17 protein-coding genes are annotated in these 22,648 nt (G+C 66.4%); all 17 read left to right on the top strand.

Annotated elements, in window-relative coordinates:
* Positions 1–67 precede the first annotated feature (67 nt).
* The 17 genes from tssF to GV001_RS01600 all read left to right on the top strand — a co-directional run bounded on the left by tssF (position 68) and on the right by GV001_RS01600 (position 22,648).
* Positions 68–1,858, top strand: a complete 1,791-nt coding sequence (gene tssF / locus GV001_RS01680) for a type VI secretion system baseplate subunit TssF (protein ID WP_160077491.1) — start codon at positions 68–70, stop codon at positions 1,856–1,858.
* Positions 1,822–2,829, top strand: a complete 1,008-nt coding sequence (gene tssG / locus GV001_RS01675) for a type VI secretion system baseplate subunit TssG (RefSeq protein WP_160077489.1) — start codon at positions 1,822–1,824, stop codon at positions 2,827–2,829. The genes tssF and tssG overlap by 37 nt, the downstream gene beginning before the upstream one ends.
* Positions 2,830–2,840: 11 nt before the next feature.
* On the top strand, positions 2,841–5,450 hold the full coding sequence (tssH, locus tag GV001_RS01670) for a type VI secretion system ATPase TssH (protein ID WP_160077487.1): 2,610 nt from the start codon (positions 2,841–2,843) through the stop codon (positions 5,448–5,450).
* A gap of 34 nt (positions 5,451–5,484) precedes the next feature.
* On the top strand, positions 5,485–6,996 hold the full coding sequence (locus tag GV001_RS01665) for a sigma-54-dependent Fis family transcriptional regulator (protein ID WP_160083113.1): 1,512 nt from the start codon (positions 5,485–5,487) through the stop codon (positions 6,994–6,996).
* Positions 6,997–7,012: 16 nt separating this feature from the next.
* On the top strand, positions 7,013–9,124 hold the full coding sequence (locus GV001_RS01660) for a type VI secretion system tip protein VgrG (protein ID WP_160077485.1): 2,112 nt from the start codon (positions 7,013–7,015) through the stop codon (positions 9,122–9,124).
* The gene (locus GV001_RS01655) at positions 9,121–9,969 is read left to right on the top strand and encodes a DUF4123 domain-containing protein (protein WP_160077483.1); all 849 of its coding nucleotides are present in this window, start codon (positions 9,121–9,123) and stop codon (positions 9,967–9,969) included. The genes GV001_RS01660 and GV001_RS01655 overlap by 4 nt, the downstream gene beginning before the upstream one ends.
* Positions 9,966–10,793 carry a hypothetical protein gene (locus GV001_RS01650; protein WP_160077481.1) on the top strand — a complete coding sequence of 276 codons (828 nt, stop codon included), beginning with the start codon at positions 9,966–9,968 and terminating at the stop codon, positions 10,791–10,793. The genes GV001_RS01655 and GV001_RS01650 overlap by 4 nt, the downstream gene beginning before the upstream one ends.
* A gap of 5 nt (positions 10,794–10,798) precedes the next feature.
* The gene (locus GV001_RS01645) at positions 10,799–12,937 is read left to right on the top strand and encodes a lipase family protein (RefSeq protein ID WP_160077479.1); all 2,139 of its coding nucleotides are present in this window, start codon (positions 10,799–10,801) and stop codon (positions 12,935–12,937) included.
* Positions 12,930–13,265 carry a hypothetical protein gene (locus GV001_RS01640; RefSeq protein ID WP_256664843.1) on the top strand — a complete coding sequence of 112 codons (336 nt, stop codon included), beginning with the start codon at positions 12,930–12,932 and terminating at the stop codon, positions 13,263–13,265. The genes GV001_RS01645 and GV001_RS01640 overlap by 8 nt, the downstream gene beginning before the upstream one ends.
* Positions 13,266–13,328: 63 nt before the next feature.
* Positions 13,329–13,463 carry a type VI secretion protein gene (locus GV001_RS01635; RefSeq protein WP_160077477.1) on the top strand — a complete coding sequence of 45 codons (135 nt, stop codon included), beginning with the start codon at positions 13,329–13,331 and terminating at the stop codon, positions 13,461–13,463.
* 20 nt (positions 13,464–13,483) lie between these two features.
* Positions 13,484–14,713: a type VI secretion system-associated FHA domain protein TagH gene (gene tagH, locus GV001_RS01630; RefSeq protein ID WP_160077475.1), complete on the top strand. Its 1,230-nt coding sequence runs from the start codon at positions 13,484–13,486 to the stop codon at positions 14,711–14,713.
* 17 nt (positions 14,714–14,730) lie between these two features.
* Positions 14,731–15,210: a type VI secretion system lipoprotein TssJ gene (gene tssJ, locus GV001_RS01625; RefSeq protein ID WP_160077473.1), complete on the top strand. Its 480-nt coding sequence runs from the start codon at positions 14,731–14,733 to the stop codon at positions 15,208–15,210.
* A gap of 4 nt (positions 15,211–15,214) precedes the next feature.
* Complete coding sequence (gene tssK, locus GV001_RS01620) at positions 15,215–16,546, top strand: type VI secretion system baseplate subunit TssK (protein ID WP_160077471.1); 1,332 nt, start codon at positions 15,215–15,217, stop codon at positions 16,544–16,546.
* A 2-nt stretch (positions 16,547–16,548) separates the two neighbouring features.
* Entirely contained in the window at positions 16,549–17,412 is an 864-nt protein-coding gene (gene icmH, locus GV001_RS01615) for a type IVB secretion system protein IcmH/DotU (protein WP_160077469.1), read from the top strand.
* Between the two features lie 6 nt (positions 17,413–17,418).
* Complete coding sequence (gene tssM / locus GV001_RS01610) at positions 17,419–20,940, top strand: type VI secretion system membrane subunit TssM (RefSeq protein WP_160077467.1); 3,522 nt, start codon at positions 17,419–17,421, stop codon at positions 20,938–20,940.
* Entirely contained in the window at positions 20,940–21,671 is a 732-nt protein-coding gene (locus tag GV001_RS01605) for a PP2C family serine/threonine-protein phosphatase (RefSeq protein ID WP_160077465.1), read from the top strand. Before tssM ends, GV001_RS01605 begins: the two co-directional genes overlap by 1 nt.
* The gene (locus tag GV001_RS01600) at positions 21,668–22,648 is read left to right on the top strand and encodes a serine/threonine-protein kinase (protein WP_256664842.1); all 981 of its coding nucleotides are present in this window, start codon (positions 21,668–21,670) and stop codon (positions 22,646–22,648) included. The genes GV001_RS01605 and GV001_RS01600 overlap by 4 nt, the downstream gene beginning before the upstream one ends.

Genomic DNA, 22,648 nt, shown 5'->3' with positions numbered 1-22,648 from the left:
ACTACAGCGCCAGTTTTCTTGCTACGACGCAAAAAGCGCTGACTTCGTACTCAAGGAATGAGTCCTGATGTCCTTCAACCACTACTACCAGAGCGAACTCTCCGCCCTGCGCCAACTGGGCAAGCGCTTTGCCGAGCGCAGCCCGGCGCTGGCGCCGTTTCTTGGTCAGGCCGGGCGCGACCCGGATGTGGAGCGGCTGCTGGAAGGCTTCGCCTTTCTCAGCGGGCGCCTGCGGCAGAAGCTCGACGACGAGTTGCCGGAGCTGACCCACTCGCTGATGCACCTGCTGTGGCCGAACTACATGCGCCCGCTGCCGGCCTTCAGCATGCTGCAGTTCGACCCGCTCAAGCGTCCCGGCCCGGCCATCGCCGTGCCGCGGCATACGCCGGTGGAAGCCAAGGCCATCGAAGGCGTGACCTGCCGCTTCCGCACCGCCTTCGCCTGCGAGGTGCTGCCGCTGGCGCTGAACGGCCTGGACTACTCGGTGAAGGGCGACGGCGCGCTGCTCAGCCTGCGCCTGGGCATGAGCGCCGATGGCCACCTCGGCGAAGTCGAGCTGAGCAAACTGCGCCTGCACCTGGCCGGCGAGCGCTATATCAGCCAGCTGCTCTACCTCGGCCTGCTGCGCCACCTCGGCGGCATCCAGCTGGTGTTGCTGGATGGCGAGGGCAAGCCGCTCAAGGATGCCTACGACCAGCCGCTGCCCGGCTTCGCCCTGGCTGCCAACAAGGTCGAGGCGGTGGGCTTCGCCGAAGACGAGGCACTGGTGCCCTACCCGCTGAACACCTTCCGCGGCTACCGCCACCTGCAGGAATACTTCGCCTTCCAGGACAAGTTCCTGTTCGTCGAGCTCAAGGGCCTCGAGCTGCTCAAGCGCCAGCCGGCCGAACTGCTGGAGCGTGCGCGCGGCCTGGAGCTGCGCTTCGATATCCAGAAGACCGGCCTGCAGCGCATCCGCCCGACCCTGGACAACGTGCGCCTGTACTGCACGCCGGTGGTCAACCTGTTCGCCCACGACGCCATCCCGATCCGCCTGGACGGCAAGCAGGATCAGTACCTGCTGCTGCCGGCCGAATTCGAGACGCGCCACTGCGCGGTGTTTTCGGTGGACCGGGTGACCGGCTGGAAGCCCGGCGGCATGGGCTACGAGGAATACGTGCCGTTCGAATCCTTCGAGCACGACGCCAGCTTCGACGTGCCCAAGGCCCGCCCGCACTACAGCGTGCGCCAGCAGCCATCGATGCTCGGCGACGGCCTGGAAACCTGGCTGAGCTTCGGCATGCGCCAGCAGGATCAGCAGGAAACCCTGTCCATCGAGCTGACCTGCACCAACCAGAACCTGCCGCGCCAGCTGGGCCTGGGCGCTATCTGCCTGCCCAGCGAAGACACTCCGGAATTCCTCACCTTCCGCAACATCAGCGCGGTCACGCCGAGCTACGCGCCGCCGCTGCACCGCGACTACCTGTGGAAGCTGATCAGCAACATGTCGCTGAACTACCTGTCGCTGGCCAACGTCGAGGCGCTCAAGGTGATCCTCGAGACCTACGACCTGCCGCGCCACTACGACCAGCACGCGCTGAAGGTCAGCCAGCGCCTGCTCGGTGGTCTGAAGAAGATCGCCCACCAGCATGTCGACCGCCTGCATCGCGGCCTGCCGATCCGCGGCGTGCGCACCGAATTGACCATGGACCAGGACGGCTACCTGGGCGAAGGGGACCTGTTCCTGTTCGCCTCGGTGCTCAACGAATTCTTTGCCCTCTACGCCAGCCTCAACAGCTACCACGAGCTGCGCGTACACAGCACACAGGGAGAGGTGTACCGATGGACGCCGCGCATGGGGCAGCAGCCCCTGCTCTGAACCGGCTCAGCCGGGGCATCCGCGAGTACAGCCTGTTCCAGGGTGTGCTGCTGGTGCTGGACCGCTTGCGCACTGCCCATCCCGAACTGGATGAGGAGCAGCTGTACGAGCGCCTGGAATTCCAGGCCAACCCCAGCCTGGGCTTCCCCGGCAGCGATATCGATCGCGTGCAGTTCTTCGAGGAACACGGCGAGCTGCGCGCGCAGCTGCGCATCAACCTGGTCAGCCTGTTCGGCGCCGGTTCGCCGCTGCCGGCCTTCTATGGCGAACAGGCGCTAGGCGACAACCCGGACGGCAACCCGACCCGCGAATTCCTCGACCTGTTCAACAACCGCCTGCAGCGCCTGCTCCTGCCGATCTGGCAGAAATACCGCTACTACGCGCGCTTTCAGCGCGGCGCCAGCGACGTGTTCTCCAGCCAACTGTTCGCCCTGATCGGCCTCGGCGGCGAGCAGATCCGCGCCGCCGAGGACCTCAACTGGAAGCGCCTGCTGCCCTACCTCGGCCTGCTCAGCCTGCGCGCCCACTCGGCGGCGCTGGTCGAGGCGGTGCTGCGCTACTACTTCAAGCACGCCGACCTGCGCATCGAGCAGTGCGTCGAGCGCCAGGTACAGATCATCGGCGAGCAGCGCAACCGCCTCGGCCTGGCCAACAGCCAGCTGGGCGAAAGTCTGGTGCTCGGCGAGCGGGTGCGCGACCGCGGCGGCAAGTTCCGCATCCATATCCGCCAGCTCAGCTGGGCACGTTTCCACGAATTCCTGCCGATCGGCACGGGCTACCAGCCACTGTGCGCGCTGGTGCGCTTCACCCTGCGCGACCCGCTCGACTACGACATCCGCCTGGCCCTGCGCCACGAGGAAATCCGCGAGCTGCGCATCGGCGCCGGCAACCCCTGCCACCTCGGCTGGACCAGCTGGCTCGGCCACGAACAGGCCGATGGTGTGGTCACCATCGGCAGCATGACTCACTAAGGACAGAGAGAATGATCAACGTCGACCTACAACAGTTGGTGCAGGCACTGGACGCCGACACCCGCCGCGACCTCGAAGGCGCCGCCGAGCGCTGCCTGCAGCGCGGTGGCAACAAGATCCTGGTGGAAGACCTGCTGCTCGGCCTGCTCGAACGCCCGCACGGCCTGCTGGCTCGTGCCCTGCAGGATGCCGAAGTGGATGCCGGCGCCCTCGCCAGCGCCCTGCAACCGCGCGGCGAACACAGCGCCTCGCGCAACCCGGTGTTCTCCGCCGAGCTGGTGCAATGGCTGCAGGACGCCCTGCTGGTGGCCAACCTGGAGCTGGGCCAGAGCCAGGTGCAGCAGGCCGCGCTGATCCTGGCCCTGCTGCGCAACCCCATGCGCTATGCCGGCAGCCACTACCAGCCGCTGCTGGCGAAGATCAACGCCGAGCGCCTGCGCGACTTCGCCCTCAGCCAGCAGCCGCAAACCGCCGCCGGCAAAGCCGCCGCGCCGGGTGAATCCAACCTGCAACGCTTCACCCACAACTTCACCCAGCAGGCCCGCGACGGCAAGCTCGACCCGGTGCTGTGCCGCGACGGGGCGATCCGCCAGATGATCGATATCCTCGCCCGCCGGCGCAAAAACAACCCGATCGTGGTCGGCGAGGCCGGCGTCGGCAAGACCGCCATAGTCGAGGGCCTGGCCCTGCGCATCGCCAGCGGCGAAGTGCCGGAGGTGCTCAAGGGCGTCGAGCTGCTGTGCCTGGACATGGGCCTGCTGCAGGCCGGCGCCAGCGTCAAAGGCGAGTTCGAACGGCGCCTGCAGGGGGTAATCGACGAAGTGAAGGGATCGGCCAAGCCGATCATCCTGTTTATCGACGAGGCCCACACCCTGATCGGCGCCGGCGGCCAGGCCGGTGGCTCGGACGCCGCCAACCTGCTCAAGCCGGCCCTGGCCCGTGGCGAGTTGCGCACCATCGCCGCCACCACCTGGAGCGAATACAAGAAGTACTTCGAGAAGGACCCGGCCCTGGCCCGGCGTTTCCAGCCGGTGCAGCTGCACGAGCCGACCGTCCAGGAAGCCGTGACCATCCTCCGTGGCCTGGCCCCGGTGTACGAGAAGAGCCACGGCATCTACCTGCGTGACGACGCCGTGGTGGCCGCCGCCGAGCTGTCGGCGCGCTACCTGGCCGGTCGCCAACTGCCGGACAAAGCCGTCGATGTACTCGACACCGCCTGCGCGCGCGTACGCATCAGCCTGGCCGCCGCCCCGGAAGCGCTGGAACGCCTGCGCGGCGAGATCGCCGAAGGCCAGCGCCAGCGCGAAGCCCTGCGCCGCGACCTGGATGCCGGCCTGCCGATCGATGGCGAGGCCCTCGATCAGCTGGAAAACCGCCTGCTGCAGGCCGCCACCGAACTGCAACAGCTGAACAGCCGCTGGGACGAGCAGCGCCAACTCGCCGAACGCCTGCTGCAACTGCGCCAGCAGTGCGCCAGCGCCCGTCTGGGCAGCACTGACGTAGCCCGCGACGACAACGCCGAACCCCAGCCGGAGCTGGCCGAACTGGAAGCCGAACTGCGCGCCATTCAGGCCGAGCTGGCTGCGGCCCAGGCCGCCGAGCGCCTGGTCAGCCATGAAGTCTGCCCGCGCCTGGTGGCCGAGGTGATCAGCCACTGGACCGGCGTGCCGCTGAGCCAGCTGGCCCGCGAACACAACGCCAAGGTGGCCGGTTTCGCCCATGACCTGCGCCAGCGCGTGCGCGGCCAGGAGCAGGCGGTAGTGGCCCTCGACCGCGCCATGCGCGCCAGCGCCGCCGGCCTGAACAAGGACGATGCGCCGGTCGGCGTATTTCTGCTGGTCGGCCCCAGCGGCGTCGGCAAGACCGAGACCGCCCTGGCCCTGGCCGACCTGCTGTACGGCGGCGAGCGCTTCCTCACCACCATCAACATGTCCGAGTTCCAGGAGAAGCACACGGTTTCCCGGCTGATCGGCGCGCCGCCCGGCTACGTCGGCTACGGCGAGGGCGGCATGCTCACCGAGGCGGTGCGACAGAAGCCCTACTCGGTGATCCTCCTCGACGAGGTGGAGAAGGCCGACCCGGACGTGATGAACGTCTTCTACCAGATCTTCGACAAGGGCGTGGCCAACGACGGCGAAGGGCGCGAGATCAACTTCCGCAACTGCCTGATCCTGATGACCAGCAACCTGGCCAGCGAGCAGATCGCCCAGCTTTGCAGCGACGAGCAGCGCCCGGCCGCCGAGCAACTGGAGCAGGCCATCCGCCCGGCCCTGAGCCGTCACTTCAAGCCGGCGCTGCTGGCGCGCATGCGCGTGGTGCCCTACTACCCGGTGGCCGGCAGCGTGCTCGAGGAGCTGGTGGCGCTCAAGCTGGCGCGCCTCGGCGAACGCCTGGCGCGCCGCCAGCTGGGCTTCAGCCACCACCCGGCGCTGCTCGGCCACCTGGCCGCGCGCTGCCAGCACAACGACAGCGGCGCGCGGCTGATCGACCAGTTGCTGGAACAACAGCTGTTGCCGCAGATCGCCGACCGCCTGCTGGATGCCATGGCCGCCGGCGAAAGCCTGCAGCAGGTGCACGCCACCCTCGACGGTGAAGGAGCGCTGGTCTGTGAATTCGCCTGAACGCCTGCCGCCCCAGCTGCCTGAGCCACCCCAGCTGCTGCAGCGCATCGCCCAGCCGCTGCCCTATGCCGAGGCCCTGCTGGAGCAGTTCGGCCAGCTGTCGCGCCTGGCCAAGGCCGACGACCTGCCGGCCGGCCTGGTGCAGGCCGCCGCGCAGCTCGCGAGTTGCGAACTGAGCCAGCTGTACCTGCTCGACAGCACCCACACCCGCCTGACCCTGGCCGGCGAATGGCTGGATGGCCAGGCGCATCCCGAGCACAGCGCCAGCCTGCCCAGCGACTACGACGGCGAGCAGCTGCTGCAGTACTGCCTGTGCCAGAACCGCCACCTGAGCCTGGCCAACCTCGACCACAACCTGCACGAAACCAGCTTCCTGCCGGCCCGCGACCAAGCCTGGCGCAGCCTGCTGTGCCTGCCGCTGCAGGACGAGCAGGGCCGCGTCGGCGGCCTGCTGCTGCTGGCCAGCCACGCGATCCGCGAACTGGAAGGTTTCGCCGGCTCGCTGGCCAGCCTCGGCACCTTCGCCCTGACCCAGCACCAGCTGCTGCAACGCCTGCGCGCGTCGCAGGCCACGCCGCTCAGCACCACGCCGGCCAGCCTGCCAAGCAGCGGCTACGGCCTGATCGGCAGCAGCGCGCCGATGCGTGCGGTCTACCAGCTGGTCGGCAAGGTGCTGCACAACCCGGTCAGCGTGCTGCTCACCGGCGAGACCGGCACCGGCAAGGAAGTGGTCGCCCGCGCCATCCACGACTGTGGTTTCCGCCGCAGCCAGGCATTCATCGTGCAGAACTGCGCCTCGCTGCCGGAGAACCTGCTGGAGAGCGAGCTGTTCGGCTACCGCAAGGGCGCCTTCACCGGCGCCGAGCGCGACCGCAAGGGCCTGTTCGACGCCGCCGACGGCGGCACCCTGTTTCTCGACGAGATCGGCGACATGCCGCTGGCCCTGCAGGCCAAGCTGCTGCGCGTGCTGCAGGAAGGCGAAGTGCGCCCGCTGGGCAGCACCGCCACGCACAAGGTCGATGTACGCATCATCGCCGCCACCCACCGCGACCTGCGCGCGCTGGTCGAAGACGGACGCTTTCGCGAAGACCTGTTCTATCGCCTGTCGCACTTCCCCATCGCCCTGCCGCCGCTGCGCGAGCGTGCCGAAGACATCCTCCAGCTGGCCCGCCACTTCGCCACCGAGGCCGCCTGCTTCCTGCAGCGCGATGCCTATCGCTGGTCCGAGGCGGCGCTGGACCACCTGGCCGGCTACGCCTTCCCCGGCAACGTGCGCGAGCTCAAGGGCCTGATCGCGCGCGCCGTGCTGCTGTGCGAAGGCGACGAACTGCTGCCCGAGCACTTCAACCTGCACCCGGCCAACCCGGTCGAAGACAACTGCATGAACCTGCGCGAACGCCTGGAGCGGGTCGAACGCAACCTGCTGCTCGACTGCCTGCGCAAGAACCGCGGCAACCAGAGCCAGGCCGCCCGCGAACTGGGCCTGCCGCGACGCACCCTGCTGTACCGCATGGACCGGCTGAAGATCAGCCCGGCCGATGTCTGAAGATCAAGGAGCGATCATGTTTACGGCAGCCAATAGCGCTCACATCACCCTGAGCATTCAGGGCATCAGCAGCGACCTGCAGGTTCTCGCATTCGAGGGCCGCGAGGCGCTCAACCAGCCGTACCAGTTCGATATCGAGCTGGTCAGCCAGGACCCGCAGCTGGATCTGCAGGCGCTGCTCAACCAGCCGGCCTTTCTCGCCTTCGGCCCCTCTGGCGGCGGCGTGCATGGCCTGGTCTACGCCATCGAACAGGGCGACTCCGGCAAGCGCCTGACCCGCTACCGCATCAGCCTTAAGCCGCAGCTGGTCTACCTGCAGCATCGCCATAACCAGCGCATCTTCCAGCAGCTGAGCGTGCCGCAGATCATCGCGCAACTGCTCGAGGAACACGGCATCCAACAGGGCGCCTACAAGTTCCAGCTTGGCAGCGTCTACCCCGCGCGTGACTACTGCACCCAGTACGACGAATCCGACCTGTTCTTCATCCAGCGCCTGTGCGAAGAGGAGGGCATCAGCTTCCACTTCCAGCACGGCGAGAATGCCCATGCGCTGGTATTCGGCGACGACCAGACGGTGTTCCGCAAGCTGCCGGCGCTCAACTACCAGCAGGACAGCGGCCTGGCCGCCGAGCAGGCGGTGGTGCGTGCGTTCAACGTGCGCCTGGCCACGCGCAGCACCCAGGCCAGCTTCCGCGATTACGACTTCGAGAAGCCGCGCCTGACTCTGCAAGCCACCCAGAACAGTGCGTTCCAGCCGAGCCTGGAGATCTACGACTTTCCCGGGCGCTTCACCGAGCGCGCACGCGGCAAGCACCTGGCCGGGCGCACCCTGGAGCGCCTGCGCAGCGATTACACCCAGGCCGAAGGCAAAAGCGACGCACGCCTGGCCAGCGGCCACTTCCTCAGCCTGCAACAGCACCCCTGCGCGCAGTTCAACGACCTGTGGCTGCTGTGCGAGGTGTGGCACGAAGGCAAGCAGCCGCAGGTGCTGGAAGAGTCGATCACCAACCGCCCCTCTCCCTCTGGGAGAGGGGCCGGGGGTGAGGGTGTCTCCGGCAGCTCGGACGGCTTCCACCAGGGCTACCGCAACCGCTTCCGCGCCACGCCCTGGGCCGCCCCCTTCCGCCCACCACAGGAACACCACAAACCCAAGGTGCTGGGCAGCCAGACCGCCGTGGTCACCGGCCCCAAAGGCGAGGAAATCCACTGCGATCAGTACGGCCGGGTGAAAGTGCAATTCCACTGGGACCGCGAGGGCCTGGCCGACGACCAGACCAGTTGCTGGCTGCGCGTGGCCAGCAGCTGGGCCGGCGACCGCTACGGCGGCATCGCCATCCCGCGGGTCGGCATGGAAGTACTGGTCACCTTCCTCGAAGGCGACCCCGACCAGCCACTGGTCACCGGCTGCCTGTACCACGCCGAACACGTGGTGCCCTACGACCTGCCGGCGAACAAGACCCGCACGCTATTCAAGACCCTCAGCAGCCCCGGCGGTGGCGGCTACAACGAGCTGCGCATCGAGGATCGCAAGGGCCAGGAACAGATCTACCTGCACGCGCAGAAGGACTGGGACGAAAACGTTGAAAACGACCAGAAGATCCGCATCGGCCACGAGCGCCACGACACGGTCGAAGCCAACAGCTACACCGAATTGAAAGCCGAGGAGCACCGCACCACCCACCGCGACCGCAAGGTGGAAGTGCGCGCCAACGACCACCTCACCGTGGCCAACAACCAGCACGTGAAGATCGGTACCGGCCAGTTCGTCGAAGCCGGCAATGAGATCCACTACCACGCTGGCAGCAAGGTAGTGATCGACGCCGGCATGGAGCTCACCGCCAAGGGCGGCGGCAGCTTCCTCAAGCTAGACCCCAGCGGCATCACCCTCAGCGGCGCGACGGTGAAGATCAACTCCGGGGGTACACCGGGCAGCGGCTTGGGCATCCGCATACTCAGCCCGGTGATTCCGGGAGCGGTGGATCAAGATAACACGGGGGCAAAACCCAAGCTCGCCCTGGCCAACGCCCAACTGCAAATGGCGCGCAAGGCACGCCTGCTCGGCGCAAGTCGTTGCCCGATTTGCGAAGCATGCCGGGAAGGTTTGTGTGCAACAGGGGCTCGCACATGATCGAAACAGCGCAAAGCTGGCTCAATGAACAGCTATCCCAACAGCGTGAACTGCTGCTGGTGATTGACCGCCTGGCCGAGCCGGATCCGATCAAGGAACTGTTCAGCGCAGACCTGATGCAGGACTACGTCAATCTCTATCAAGGCACCGAGTTTGCAGACCTGGCGGATATCGGCCCCTGTCTGGTGCGCTTGAGCAACCCAGGCGCCGCGCTTGTGTACAGCCTGCTCGAGACACCGCAGCGTAACTGGGGCTGGCTGGCCAGTACGCCGCACATCGATCTGCCGCTCCTCACCCAACACTGGCGCGCGCGCCTGCTGATCGACGAAGAGGGGCAGCGCTCGCTCTACCGCTTTCAGGACAACCGGGTAATGGCCCGCAGCCTGACTCATCTAAAAGAGCAGCAACTACTACCGCAGTTGCTCGGCCCATTGAACAGCGTGCTGTGCTGGGACGGCGAGGCATGGCACAGCCATGAAAATCCACAATCAGGCCCTGCTTCCTATAGCCAACCTGCACCCTGGTTATACCCGGAGCCCAGCGCCATTCGGCAGGAAACCCGCCTCGCCAATCTCGAGCAATGGCTATGGGAAAACCAACCGGAAGAAACCTCTGTGCTGGCCAGGCACTGCAATGTGCGCAGCTGGCTCGAAGAGTCGCTCACCCTAACGGATGACTGGGGCTGGCTTGCGCCAGAGCAAGTGGCCTTTCTGCTGAGCACAAGACGTGGTCCCCTGCTCTCCAGCCCCGGCTGGCAGCCCTTGCCGGAGGAAAGCTGCGACAGCCACTTCACACGTTGCCGTTTGTTTTTCAGCCAGCCCTCACACATGGAGCAATCCGTATGAAGCGCTGTATTTTGCTGTTATCCATATCACTCCTGTCGGCCTGCTCCTTGCTCGGCAACGCCGCCAAGGAAGGGGTGATCAGCGCTACCGGCTACCCCAGCCTCACCCGCTTCACCCTGGAGGGTAGCCTGCCGCCGGCTTCGAGCCTGCAGTACACCGCCTACTACCAGCCCGAGCGACCCGCCGCCTGCACCTTCTACAGCCCCAATGCGGGCGGGGAGATGCCGCGCAAGCATATCGAGCAGGAAGAAACCGGCAGCAAGGCCGAGGCGCAGACCTTCAGCTACCGCATCCCGCTGGCCTACCACGAGGCCGGCTGCGAGATGAAGCTGGAGGCCGTGCAACTCAACATCTATATCACCTATGCCTCAGGCGACTTCGGCACCGGTACCTATAGTTCCGGGCTGAGGGTTTACGACGACCCACCGGCAACGGTGCCGCACTTCCCCGCCAGCGGCGTGCGTGAGCTGCGCGGCACATGTATGTGGCTGTTTCGTTTGATCGGCAAGACCAATTCCCTGGTGAAGATCCTGACTTGCCACAAGGCCGACGAGCACTGGCAGGTGCCCCAGGACTATGACAAGCGCAGCGGCGTGGGCACTGCACTACGGCGGGATGAACTGGATGGCAAGACCGTAAGGGTGGAGTTCCAGCAGTCCGAAGAAGAGCGCCCGTTCTATCGAGGGACTTGGTTGAACACCGAGTCTGGCTGGAAGCCCTGCATAGAAACCGACAAGTACCTGCGCTGCCAAAACCCACCAACATTCAGAACCTTCCAGATGAATGGCCGTGAATGCACGGTCTATCCGAACTGCACGGAGTGATGCTCATGGACGAGACATTTGCCGCGGCCCTTGCCGCACAGGGCCAGCAGTGCCCGTTACGCAAGCAATGGGTGAGCCTGCGCTTGGTCGACGAGTTCGGCGATGGCCGGCCCTATGCGGGGCTGACGTTCCAGTTGGTCGACACACAGGGCGAGCAGTACGACGGTGTTCTGGATAGCGATGGTTATGCGCTGGTCGAGAATATGTACTGCGGGCCTGCTCTAGTTCAGCTCTCCAAGCCATATGAAGGGGGGGTGGATACTTGGTACGAACGCTTAATGGTTCGGGAAAGTTACGCCCTCCCCATCACAGCCCTTCAGGTCGCAGCCGAACAGACTCTCCGACGCCCAACCGAACAACCCAGCCCCAGCCCGGCCCGTGGTGCGCGTGAACAGGCTGAATTCTATCGGGTGGAAGTACGCGATCTGGTCGAGGTGACCAGCCATCTGCCGCCCGCCTCGACCATTCTCGCGCCGCGCCCCTCGGCGGTGCTGGCGGCCAATGGCGCGGCCAACGCCAGCTTTGGCGTGGCCTTGCTGCCCAACCGCCACCATGTGCTGGAAGTAAAAGCCTTGCGCGCCTGGCGCCCGCTGCTGTCGCTGACCCCCGAGTTTTCCGCGCTGGACGCTTACCAGCTGGCCTTGTTCACCACCCTGGCCTATGCCGATTTCGGTCATGTATTCAAGCCGGGCCAGGAACAACCGACGTACCCGCAGCCCGGTAGCATCGGCCATGTGTTGAATGCACGTCTGGCGGAGATCCAGACCGGCGCGCCGAACGACGAGCCCGGTCGCTTCGCCAAAGTCGACAGTTACTACCCGCTACTGGAAGAGGTGCCCTATTCCAAACGCCTGGAGGTGGTGCCCTATGATCCTCAGCGCTATACCAAGGACACGGAACGCAAGCAACCCTGGGAGCTACACAGCCTTAACCACGCTGACACCAATACTCAGGCTTATATCAGCCACGACGATCGCATGATCCTGATCGGCGTACGCGGCACCCAGGAAAATCCACCTGACTTGCTGCGCGATATCGACGCTGCCCAGGTACTTTACAAGGAAGGCGTAGGTCAGGCGCACCATGGTTTCTACGATGCCTTCCAAGCGGTTAAAAAGTTCGTTACTCCCTATCTAGCCAACTTCTTCACCGGCCATAAGATCGTCGTCTGCGGGCATAGTCTGGGCGGGGCCATTGCATTGCTTTTGGCGGAATGGATACGTCGTGACAAAAAGCTTAAAGCAGAAGTCCTGCTCTACACCTACGGCGCTCCCCGCGCCGGTGACCGGGCCTTTGTCGAAGGCGCCAGCGCGCTGGTGCATCACCGCATCGTTAACCACAACGACCCCATCCCCAGCGTACCGACCACCTGGATGGATACCGACAACCGTCTGTTGATACCGGGCGCGGTGGCCCTGATCGGCGGCGCCACCGGTCCCGGGGCACTGGCGTTTCTGGCAGGCGTGGCGAACCTGCAGGGCGACCCTTTCCAGCATCACGGCCACCAGCACCACTTCCTGCCACTGACACTTGGCGCACAGGAAGAAACCTCGGTGCTCTGGCAGCCCGACTGCTCCGGTATCGAGGATGCCGGCTGTGCCTATTACGGCGCCAAGGCCGGTGCAGACATGCCTGACCGCGCGGCCTTCATGAAGCAGCTGATATCCATCGAACAGCACTTCATGACCAGCTATATCCCGGCTTGCCACGCCACCTTGCTGCGCTGGAAAGCCGCCAGCGAATCGGCCACCAACACCTACTTGAGTGCCCGTGAAGCCCGCTGGCTGGAGCGCGAAATCGCGCACTACCGAGAAAACCTGGAGGCCTGGGAGGCCCAGGCGCGGCGCCGCTATGAAGCACTAGGTAGCGACAACCGCATCGGCTCCGTGGTGCAAAAACGCCGGGAGCTGGAGCGCGCCCTGCAACGGGTACAAGACGAGAAAGAGCGCCTGCCCACCACGCTAGGTCGCATAGCCCAACTCTCTCACCAACGTATTGGTAAGTCCGAGCTCTATGGCGCCCAGGCAGCCAACCCGCTGCTCGACAGCCTGATCAGCCGCTGGTTGCAACATCCGCGTAATCAGCCATCGCAGACCTCATTGCATGCACGGCTGCCGCGGGATAGGGAAATCACATATGCCTGAACACAAGGGACTCCATCGGAAAACTCACCTACTCATCGGCACCCTGCTGAGCGCTTTGCTTTGCCTGGACGGCTGCTCCGGCAACTCCCAATCCAGCGACGTCTCCGACTACGTAAGTAGCAGGGACAACTGTGATGCTCTACGTGGAGATATACCTGAGCCTACCGAGCCGGATCGGCTCAACCGGGTTATCAGCGATATCAATAAATACTGCAAAGGCACCGACCAAAGGCTTAAGCAGTTAAGAGAAAAATACTCCGGCAACGAGAGCGTTATGAAAACGCTCTCAAATTACGAAGAAAATATTGAAGCCGGCATGAGTTTTTAGATTTCTTCATCAAGGGCAGCTAGCTGCAAGAAACCGAATATGTCTGGACACAAGGTACTCCGTATGAAAACGCTCCCACTGATTACCACCCTGCTGGCCGTCCTGCTTGGCCTGGCCGGCTGCAGCGGCAACTACAAATCCAGCGACGACGACTACCGCCCGCTGGGCGATCCGCAAGCCGAACAACGCGCCAAGTAACACCCAGGAGCACACAGACCATGGAACTGGTTTTCGACGTCGTCAGCGCCCAGCAATTCGCCCCCGGCCTGCTGACCAGCAAGAGTTTCAAGAAGAGCGGCGGCGTGATCGGCCGCGGCGAGGACTGCGACTGGGCGATCCCCGACAGCAAGCGCATCCTCTCCAGCCGGCATGCCCAGGTCAGCTACAGCGACGGCCACTTCTACCTGACCGACACCAGCAGCAACGGCATCCAGCTCAAGGACAGCGGCGCCAGCCTGCGCCATGGCGAGCCACTGCGCATCCAGCACGGTGACGTGTTCTGCCTGGGCGAGGTGGAAATCCGCGCCCGCGTGCTGCAGGACCCGGCGCAGTTCGAGGAGCAGATCGGCCAGCGCCAGGCGGCCGGCAGCATCATCCCGGATGACGCCTTCCTCGACCTCGACCCGATCGCCGCCCTCGAACAGCGCCCCCGCGGCTACAGCAGCCTGGATGAATTCGCCGGCCTGGTGCAGGAGCCGGAGGAACAGTTCGAGCGCAGCCAGTACGCGCGCATCGACATGGAAAGCCTGCTGCTGCCGGAGCTGGTGGAGGCGCCGGTGGCTGCCGAGCCGATTGCCGTGCGCGTCAGCGAGCCGAGCGCGCAGCCGCGCCCGACGGTTGCCAGCGAGCCACAGGACGCGGCGTTCTGGCAGCGCTTCGGCGACGCCCTCGGCGTGCCGCTCGACGACCTCGACGAAGCCGGCCGTCAGGCCCTGGCGCTGAATGCCGCACGCCTGCTCAAGCAGAGCATTGGCGGCCTGCAGCAGAGCCTGCGCACCCGTGGCGAGCTGAAAAACGAACTGCGCCTGGCCCTGACCACCGTGCAGAGCGCCGGCAACAACCCGCTCAAGCACAGCGCCGATGCCAGCGAGGCGCTGCAGGCCCTGTTGCGCAGCAACAAGCCCAGCCAGCTGGCCGCCGAGCAGGCCGTCGGCCGCGCCTTCCGCGACCTGCAGGCGCACCAGGTGGCGCTGTTCGCCGCCAGCCGCGCGGCGGTCAAGGGCCTGTTCGACCAGTTCGCCCCGGAGCAGCTCACCCTGCGCTTCGAACAGGAACGCAAACCGCTGCTGGCCACCGCCGGCAGCCGCTGGCGCGCCTACCAGCGCCAGTACCGCCTGCTCGAGCAGGACGACGACTGGAGCCAGCGCCTGTTCGCCCGCGACTTCGCCAAGACCTACGAAGAGCAGGTGCGCCTGATCGCCACGCTCAACACCGACTTCCAAGAATGAAAGCAAGGATGAATGCCATGCGCCGTCTTATCAGCCTCAGCCTGTTGCCTCTACTCGTCGTCCTGGGCGGCTGCGCCAGCCTGTCGCCCTTCTCGGACAAGACCAAGCTCGACCTGACCCTGGCCGCCAGCGACGACCTCAACCCGGACCTGCACGGCCGCCCCTCGCCGATCGTGGTGCGCCTGCTGGAGCTGAAGAATCCCTCGTCGTTCAACAACGCCGACTTCTTCTCCCTCTACCAGCGCCCGAAGGAATCGCTGATGCCCGACCTGGTCAGCTTCGAGGAGCTGGAAGTGCGCCCCGGCGAAACCCGCGAACTGAAACTTGCGGTGCAGCCGGGCAGCCGCTACGTCGGCGTGGTGGCCGCCTACCGCGATCTGCCGGAGGCCAGCTGGCGCTTCGTCGTGTCGCTGCAGGAAGGCGAGATCAACCAGGCCGGCGTGAGCCTGGACAAGCGCGGCCTGCAGGCGCTGAGCGACGCACAGGAAGAGGACTGAGCACATGGAAATGCTCAAGGTAGTCTGGCAAGAAGGGATGCTCCTGCGCCCGCAGCACTTCCAGCAAAGCGACCGTTACTACGAACACCAGCTCAAGGCCCGTACCCGCCTGCTGGAGGTCTATCCCTGGGGCTTCTTCAGCCTGGAGATCGACCGCCAGTTCCTCGGCATGGGCAAGCTGGTGCTGAGCCAGGCCGGCGGCGTGCTGCCGGACGGCAGCCTGTTCGAGATCGACGCCGCGCGCGAGCCGCTGGCCATCGACGTGCCGCCGAACACCTCGGCCACCCCGGTGTACCTGGCCCTGCCGCTGGTCACCGGCAACCACATCGAGAGCCGCCGCGCCGAGCAGCAAGACGTGCTGGCGCGCTACCGCGCCCAGGAGCTGATCGTGGCCGACTCGAATGCCGGCGACAGCGCCGCCAGCCAGGTCAGCTGCGGCCGTCCGGACTTCCGCCTGCTGCTCGGCGAGCAGCAGACCGACCAGGCCTTCGTCAAACTCAAGGTCGCGGAAATCCTCGACACCAGCCCGGACGGGGTGGTCGTGCTCGACCCGGACTTCAGCCCGACCTTCCTCCATGTGCAGGCGTCGAACACATTGCTGGCCTACCTCAAGGAAGTGATCAGCATGCTCGGCCACCGCGGCGACATCCTCGCCGAGCGCGTGCGCGCGGCCGGCAAGCTGGGCAATACCGAAGTCGGTGACTTCCTCATGCTGCAGCTGGTCAACCGCTACGAGCCGCAGCTGCGCCATTACCTGTCGCTGGAGCAGCTGCACCCGGAGCGCATCTACCGCGAGCTGGTCGGCCTGCTCGGCGAGCTGGCCACCTTCGCCAGCGACCACAAGCGCCCGCGCCTGGACAGCCGCTACCTGCACAACGACCAGGGCGGCAGCTTCCGCAAGCTGATGGACGCGCTGCGCCAGGTGCTGTCGATGGTGCTCGAACAGCACGCCATCGAGCTGCCGCTGCAGCAACGCCAGTACGGCATCCAGGTCTCGCCGCTGCAGGACCACAAGCTGCTGACCAGCGCCGAGTTCATCCTCGCCGCCAGCGCCCAGTGCGACTCCGAGGAGCTGCGCAAGCGCCTGCCGGCGCACCTGAAGATCGGCGCGGTGGAGCGCATCCGCCAGCTGGTCAACCTGCACCTGCCGGGGATCAAGGTGAAACCGCTGCCGGTGGCGCCGCGGCAGATCCCCTTCCACTCGGACAAGACCTACTTCGCCCTGGAGCTCGGCTCGGAAGAGCTGGCGCAACTGGAAAGCTCGGGCGGGTTTGCCTTCCACGTGTCCGGGGACTTCTCCGGGCTTGAGCTGAAATTCTGGGCGATCAGGAGCTGAACATGATCAAGGAAGCACAGGACAAGACCGTCGTCCTCAACCGCCAGACTGCCGGCGCGGCGCGCAGCCCGCTGACCGACTTTGCCGCACCGCCCATGGAGCAGCTCGAGGAACGCATGGTGTATGCCGCGCGCATGCGCCCGGCGGAAGTCTTCAACATCAGCTTCAACCCGCTGGTGGCCGCCAGCGCGCTGCTGCTCTCGGAAGTGGTGCGGCTGAAGAACAGCGCCAGCGCGGAGAACTTCCAGGCGCTCAACGAACGCCTCAACGTGGCGATCAAGCTGTTCGAGCACCGCGCCCTGCAGGAAGGCGCCGAGGGCGGCCAGGTGATGGCCGCGCGCTACGTGCTGTGCACGGTGGTCGACGAGGCGGTGGTGACCACGCCCTGGGGCAACGAGAGCGCCTGGTCGCAGATGAGCCTGCTGTCGAGCTTTCACAACGAGACCTTCGGCGGCGAGAAGTTCTTCCAGCTGCTCGAGCACCTGTCGCGCAACCCGGTCAAGCACCTGGCCATGCTCGAGCTGATGTACATCTGCCTGTCGCTCGGCTTCGAGGGCAAATACCGCGTGCTGCCGCGCGGCATGCTCGAACTGGAAGCGATCCGCGACAGCCTGTACCGGCAGATCCGCCAGCTGCGCGGCGACATTCCGCGCGAGCTGTCGCCGCACTGGCAGGGCCTCAAGGACGGCCGTCGGCGCCTGGTGCGCATAGTGCCCGGCTGGCTGGTGGCGGTGGCCACGGTCGCTGGCCTGGCCCTGCTCTACACCGCTTTCAGCTGGGTGCTGCACGAGCAGCGCAGCACCGTGCTGCAGCCCTACCAGGCGGTCGAGGTCGTTCCGGCCGCCGCGCAATCCACTCAGGGATAAGTTGAGATGAAGGATTTTCTCAAGAAAACCGCCACCTTCCTGCGCCAGACCTGGGTCTGGAGCCTGTGCCTGGTATTGTTCCTGGCCCTGCTGGTGTGGTTCGTCGGGCCGCTGCTGGCAGTGGCCGACAGCAAGTTCTGGGAATCGGCGGCCAGCCGCCTGGTCAGTATCAGCCTGCTGTTCCTGGCCTGGGGCCTGTTCATCGTGTTCATCAGCTGGCGCGCCAATCAGCGCAAGAAGGCCGAAGCGGATGACGTCGACGCCCAGGAGCGCCTGCGCCGCGACGGTCTGATCAGCGAGGAACAGGTCGAACTGCGCGGCCGCTTCAAGCAGGCCCTGCGCACCCTGAAGAGCTCCAGCCTGTACCGCGGGCGCAGCGACAAATGGCGCAACGAACTGCCCTGGTACCTGCTGATCGGCCCGCAGGGCAGCGGCAAGACCAGCCTGCTGGACTTCTCCGGCCTGGACTTCCCACTGAGCAAGGGCGACGCCCAGCGCCTGACCAAGGACGTCGGCGGCACCCGCTACTGCAACTGGCACTTCGCCGACCATGCCGTGCTGCTCGACACCGCCGGGCGTTATCTCAATCAGCCGGACGTGGCGGTCGACAGTCGCGCCTGGCACACCCTGCTCAACCTGCTGCGCAAGCGCCGCGCGCGCCCGCTCAACGGCGTGCTGGTGAACATCCCGGTGGACAGCCTGCTGTACCACAACGAGCTGGAGCTGGAGAACCTGGCCCGCCAGGTGCGCCAGCGCCTGCACGAGATCCACGCCGAGCTGCGCGTGGAAGTGCCGGTGTACCTGGTGCTGAGCAAGGCCGACAAGATCCTCGGTTTCGACGAGTTCTTCGACCAGCTGAGCCGCGAGGAAAGCGACCAGGTGCTCGGTGCCAGCCTGCGCAAGGAGCAGAACGCCACCGAAGCCGGGGTGATCCGCCAGGAGTTCGAGGAACTGCTGCGCCGCCTCAACAGCCAGGTGATCCTGCGCATGCACCAGGAGCGCGACACCCAGCGCCGCGGCCGCATCCTCGACTTCCCGCACCAGCTCGGCCAGCTCGGCGAGCGCCTGTGCCTGTTCGTCGAACTGGCCTTCAGCGGCAACCGCTACCAGCGCTCCAGCCACCTGCGCGGCTTCTACCTGACCAGCGCGCCGCAGCTCAGCGATGCGCTCGACCCGAGTACCACCAGTATCGGCCGCAACCTCGGCCTGGCCGGCAGCACCCTGCCGACCTACCGCAGCGGCCGCGCGCGCTTTATCAACCAGCTACTGAGCCGGGTGATCTTCCCCGAGGCCGATCTGGCCGGGCTGGACGACAAGGAAGTACGCCGCATCGACTGGCGCCAGCGCGCCCTCTATGCCGGTGCCGCCGCCTGCCTGGTGCTGTTCGGCCTGCTCTGGGGCAACAGCTACTCGGCCAACCATGGCCGCCTGGAGCAGCTGCGCGAACTGGCCCAGCAACTGGGTCGCGCAGGCGAGAGCCTCAACCCCAAGGACGAGGCCCAGCAGGTGCTGCCACTGCTCGACAGCAGCTATGCGGCGACCCAGGTGTTCCCCGCGCCGAGTGCCGCCGCCCTGCTCGAACGCGGCGGCCTGTACCAGGGCGCGGAAGTTGATCCGACCGTGCACCAGGCCTATCGCCGCCAGCTGGAAAGCGAGCTGCTGCCGCGCGTCGCCCGGCAGCTGGAAGGCCAGATCCGCGCCAACCGCGACGACCGCGAGCTGCTGCTCGGCAGCCTGCGCGCCTACCTGATGCTCAACTTGGAACAGCGCCGCGAAGCCGCCTACCTGCAGGACTGGCTGGCCGCCGACTGGTCGCTGCGCTATGCCGGCGCCGAGCCGACGCAGAAGGGCCTCAACGGCCACTTCCAGCGCCTGCTGGCCGAACCATTCGCCGCCTACCCGCTGAACGATGCGCTGGTGGCCGAGGCGCGGCAGATTCTGCGTAACGAGTCGCTGGCCAACGTGGTCTACCGCATGCTCCGCGACCAGGCCCGCAGCCTGCCGGAATACCGCCTGAGCCAGCAGCTGGGCAGCCAGGCCACGCTGTTCCTCGGCAGCGACTACAGCATTCCCGGGCTGTACACGCAGAAGGGCTATCAGCAGTACTTCGTCGCCCAGGGCCTCGGCCTGGTGCGCGACATCCTGCGCGACAACTGGGTGCTCGGCGAAGGCAACCAGCTCAGCGACCAGGATCTCGGCCGCCTGCTGGTGGAACTGGAGCAGCTGTACTTCCGCGACTACGCCAACTACTGGGGCGAGGCCATCGCCCAGCTCAGCCTGGAGCCGATCGGCAACACGGCCCAGGGCATCCTCCAGCTGTCCGCACTGACCGCGGCCAACTCGCCGCTGCTGCAGGTGCTGGTGGAAGTGCGCGAGAACACCCGCTTCGACCTGCCGGCAGCCGCCGACCAGGTCGACCAGCTGGCCGCCCAGGCCAAGCTCGGCAAGAAGGCCAAACTGGCCGCCGCCGCAGCCGAACAGGGCATCGGCGCCATCGCCAAGAGCCTGCCGGACACCGCCCGTCGTGCCCTGCAACGGCGCTTCGAACCGCTGCACCGGCTGCTCGATGACAACAGCGGCGCCGGCCCGGAACTGGCCGCCACCCTGCAGGCGCTGGATGCCCTGCAACTGCAGTTCAGCGGCCTGGCCCACGCCAGCGCCCCGGAACAGGCGGCTTTCGAGATGGCCAAGGCGCGCATGGCCGGCCGCCCGGATGCGATCAACCAGGTGCGTAGCAGCGCCGCACGCCTGCCGCAACCGGTGGGCAACTGGCTGAGCCTGATCGCCGACGACAGCTGGCAGCTGGTGCTGAACGACGCCTACGGCTACCTGAACAAGCGCTACCGCAGCGAGCTGTACGCCTTCTACAAGGAGTCGCTGTTCAAGCGCTATCCGTTCAGCGCCAAGAGCGACAGCGACGTGGCGATCGCCGACTTCCGCGAGTTCTTCAAGGCCGATGGCGTGGCCGACGGCTTCGTCGACCGCTACCTCAAGGCCTTCGTCAGCGACAGCGAAGGCAAGTACCAGCTGCGTCGCCTGGACGGCCAGGGCCTGCCGCTGTCGCCGGCATTCCTCAAGCAGATCAACCAGACCCAGGTGATCCGCCGCAGCTTCTTCGCCGAGAACCCGAGCGAGCCGCTGGTGCTGTTCAAGCTGGAGCCGTTCACCCTCGACTACAGCCTCAACCGCGCCGACTTCCAGTACGGCGGCAAGCAGATGGAATACCGCCACGGGCCGATCGTCGCCACCGCGTTCCGCTGGCCGGCCGAAGGCGACAGCGAGCGCAGCAGTCTGGTGCTCGAAGAACAGGGCGGGCGCCGCGTCGGCATCGAGAAAAGCAGCGGGCCCTGGGCGCTGTTCCGCCTGCTCGACCTGATGCAGGTCGAGCAGCACAGCGGCCGCGACGTGCTGATCCTCAAGGCCAACCTGCAGGGCCTGCAGGCCAAGTACCTGTTGCACAGCCAGCGCTCGCCGAACCCGTTCGACGCCAGCCTGCTGCGCGACTTCAAGCTGCCGGCGACGCTTTGATGGAAGTCGCCAACCTGCTCTGGCACAGCGCCGCGCGCACCGACACCGGCAAGGTGCGGGCGCGCAACGAGGATGCCTTTCTCGACCAGCCGCAGCGCGGCCTGTGGGTAGTCGCCGATGGCATGGGCGGCCACCAGAATGGCGACCTGGCCAGCCGCCTGATCGTCGAGAGCCTGGGCGAGCTGGACCCCGCCGGCAGCTTCGAGCAGCGCCTGGAACGCCTGCGCGACTGCCTGCACCGGCTCAATCGGCACCTCAGCCTGGGCCTCACGGTGACCAGCGACAACCCCGACATGCTGGTCGGCAGCACCGTGGTCGCCCTGCTCGCCGCCGGCAGCCGGATGGCCTGCGTGTGGGCCGGCGACAGCCGCTGCTACCTGCTGCGCGGACGCCAGCTGTACCAGTTGAGCCGCGACCATTCGCTGCTGCAGCAACTGGTCGACGAGCGCGGCATGAGCGTCGAGGAAGCCATGCGCCAGCCGGCCGCCCATGCCCTGACCCGGGCCATCGGCGCGGCCGAGGAACTGCAGCTGGATATCCTCGAACTGGAAAGCCTGCCCGGTGACGTGTTCCTGCTGTGCAGCGACGGCCTGTATCAGGACCTCGACCACGACCAGCTCAGCGCCGCGCTGATCCGCCCCAGCGCCGGCCTGGCCCTGCAGCGCCTGTTCGAACTGGCGCTGGACGGGCCGGCCCGCGACAACCTCAGCGCCGTGGTGATCAACCGATGAGCAGCGCGATGAACCACCAGGCCGCAGCCACCGCCGCCAGCGCCGACCTGACCCTGATGGCCGGCAGCACGGCCAAGGCGCCACGGCCCTTGCCCAAGGACCTGCCGCCCGTGCTCTGCGGCCGCTACCGCATCGAACGCCTGCTCGGCGTCGGCGGCATGGGCGCGGTGTACCGCGCCCGCGACCTGCTGCGCGAACAGTTCGGCGACCCGCAGCCCTATGTGGCACTGAAAACCCTCAGCGAAGACTTCGCCGAGTACCCCGACGCCAGCGCCCTGCTCTACAGCGAGTTCGCCCTCAGCGCGCGCCTGAGCCAGCGCAACCTGGTGCGCCTGTACAGCTTCGAGATCGACCCGCCCAGCCAGCGCGCCTTCATCACCATGGAGCTGCTCAAGGGCTGCACCCTCGACAGCCTGCTGCAGCAATACCCCAGCGGCCTGCCCTGGGCCGAGGCGCGCACCATCAGCCTGAGCCTGCTCGAAGCCCTGCACTATGCGCACGGCCAGGGCGTGCTGCACGGAGACCTGAAGCCGAGCAACCTGATGCTCGGCGACAGCGAGCTGCGCCTGTTCGACTTCGGCCTCGGCCAGGCCATGGATGGCTTTCTCACCGGCCTGCCGCGCCTGTCGCGCAGCCGCTTCGCCGCCTGGACGCCACGCTACGCCGCCCCGGAACTGCTCGACGGCGCACCCCTGAGCGCCGCCGCCGATGTCTATGCGGTGGCCTGTGTGATCTACGAACTGTGCAGCGGCCAGCATCCTTTCCGTCGGCAAAGTGCTAAACAGGCCAAGGCAATGGAACTGCCGCTGCATGCCCCCGCCGATATGCCCCGCGCCCTGTGGCCGGCCCTGCGCGCCGCGCTGGAGTTCGACCCGGCCCAGCGCAGCAGTCTGCCCCGTTTGCTGCGCGCCTTCCGTGAACAGCAGCGCCCGGCTTCCCGGCTGCCGCGCTGGCTGCGTCGCCGGCCAGCCCTCTGA

Source organism: Pseudomonas sp. 8AS, from assembly GCF_902506505.1.
Classification (GTDB): Bacteria; Pseudomonadota; Gammaproteobacteria; order Pseudomonadales; family Pseudomonadaceae; genus Aquipseudomonas.
The sequence above is the reverse complement of the archived record's forward strand: the minus strand, read 5'-3'. Positions and strand labels throughout refer to the sequence as shown.

Excerpts from the sequence above, each read along its gene's own strand:
- tssG (WP_160077489.1), top strand. The coding sequence starts at position 1,822 with ATGGACGCCGCGCATGGGGCAGCAGCCCCTGCTCTGAACCGGCTCAGC.
- GV001_RS01600 (WP_256664842.1), top strand. The coding sequence starts at position 21,668 with ATGAGCAGCGCGATGAACCACCAGGCCGCAGCCACCGCCGCCAGCGCC.
- tssM (WP_160077467.1), top strand. The coding sequence starts at position 17,419 with ATGAAGGATTTTCTCAAGAAAACCGCCACCTTCCTGCGCCAGACCTGG.
- tssF (WP_160077491.1), top strand. The coding sequence starts at position 68 with ATGTCCTTCAACCACTACTACCAGAGCGAACTCTCCGCCCTGCGCCAA.
- tssK (WP_160077471.1), top strand. The coding sequence starts at position 15,215 with ATGGAAATGCTCAAGGTAGTCTGGCAAGAAGGGATGCTCCTGCGCCCG.
- tagH (WP_160077475.1), top strand. The coding sequence starts at position 13,484 with ATGGAACTGGTTTTCGACGTCGTCAGCGCCCAGCAATTCGCCCCCGGC.
- tssJ (WP_160077473.1), top strand. The coding sequence starts at position 14,731 with ATGCGCCGTCTTATCAGCCTCAGCCTGTTGCCTCTACTCGTCGTCCTG.
- GV001_RS01650 (WP_160077481.1), top strand. The coding sequence starts at position 9,966 with ATGAAGCGCTGTATTTTGCTGTTATCCATATCACTCCTGTCGGCCTGC.
- GV001_RS01635 (WP_160077477.1), top strand. The coding sequence starts at position 13,329 with ATGAAAACGCTCCCACTGATTACCACCCTGCTGGCCGTCCTGCTTGGC.
- GV001_RS01640 (WP_256664843.1), top strand. The coding sequence starts at position 12,930 with ATGCCTGAACACAAGGGACTCCATCGGAAAACTCACCTACTCATCGGC.
- GV001_RS01605 (WP_160077465.1), top strand. The coding sequence starts at position 20,940 with ATGGAAGTCGCCAACCTGCTCTGGCACAGCGCCGCGCGCACCGACACC.
- tssH (WP_160077487.1), top strand. The coding sequence starts at position 2,841 with ATGATCAACGTCGACCTACAACAGTTGGTGCAGGCACTGGACGCCGAC.
- icmH (WP_160077469.1), top strand. The coding sequence starts at position 16,549 with ATGATCAAGGAAGCACAGGACAAGACCGTCGTCCTCAACCGCCAGACT.
- GV001_RS01645 (WP_160077479.1), top strand. The coding sequence starts at position 10,799 with ATGGACGAGACATTTGCCGCGGCCCTTGCCGCACAGGGCCAGCAGTGC.
- GV001_RS01655 (WP_160077483.1), top strand. The coding sequence starts at position 9,121 with ATGATCGAAACAGCGCAAAGCTGGCTCAATGAACAGCTATCCCAACAG.
- GV001_RS01660 (WP_160077485.1), top strand. The coding sequence starts at position 7,013 with ATGTTTACGGCAGCCAATAGCGCTCACATCACCCTGAGCATTCAGGGC.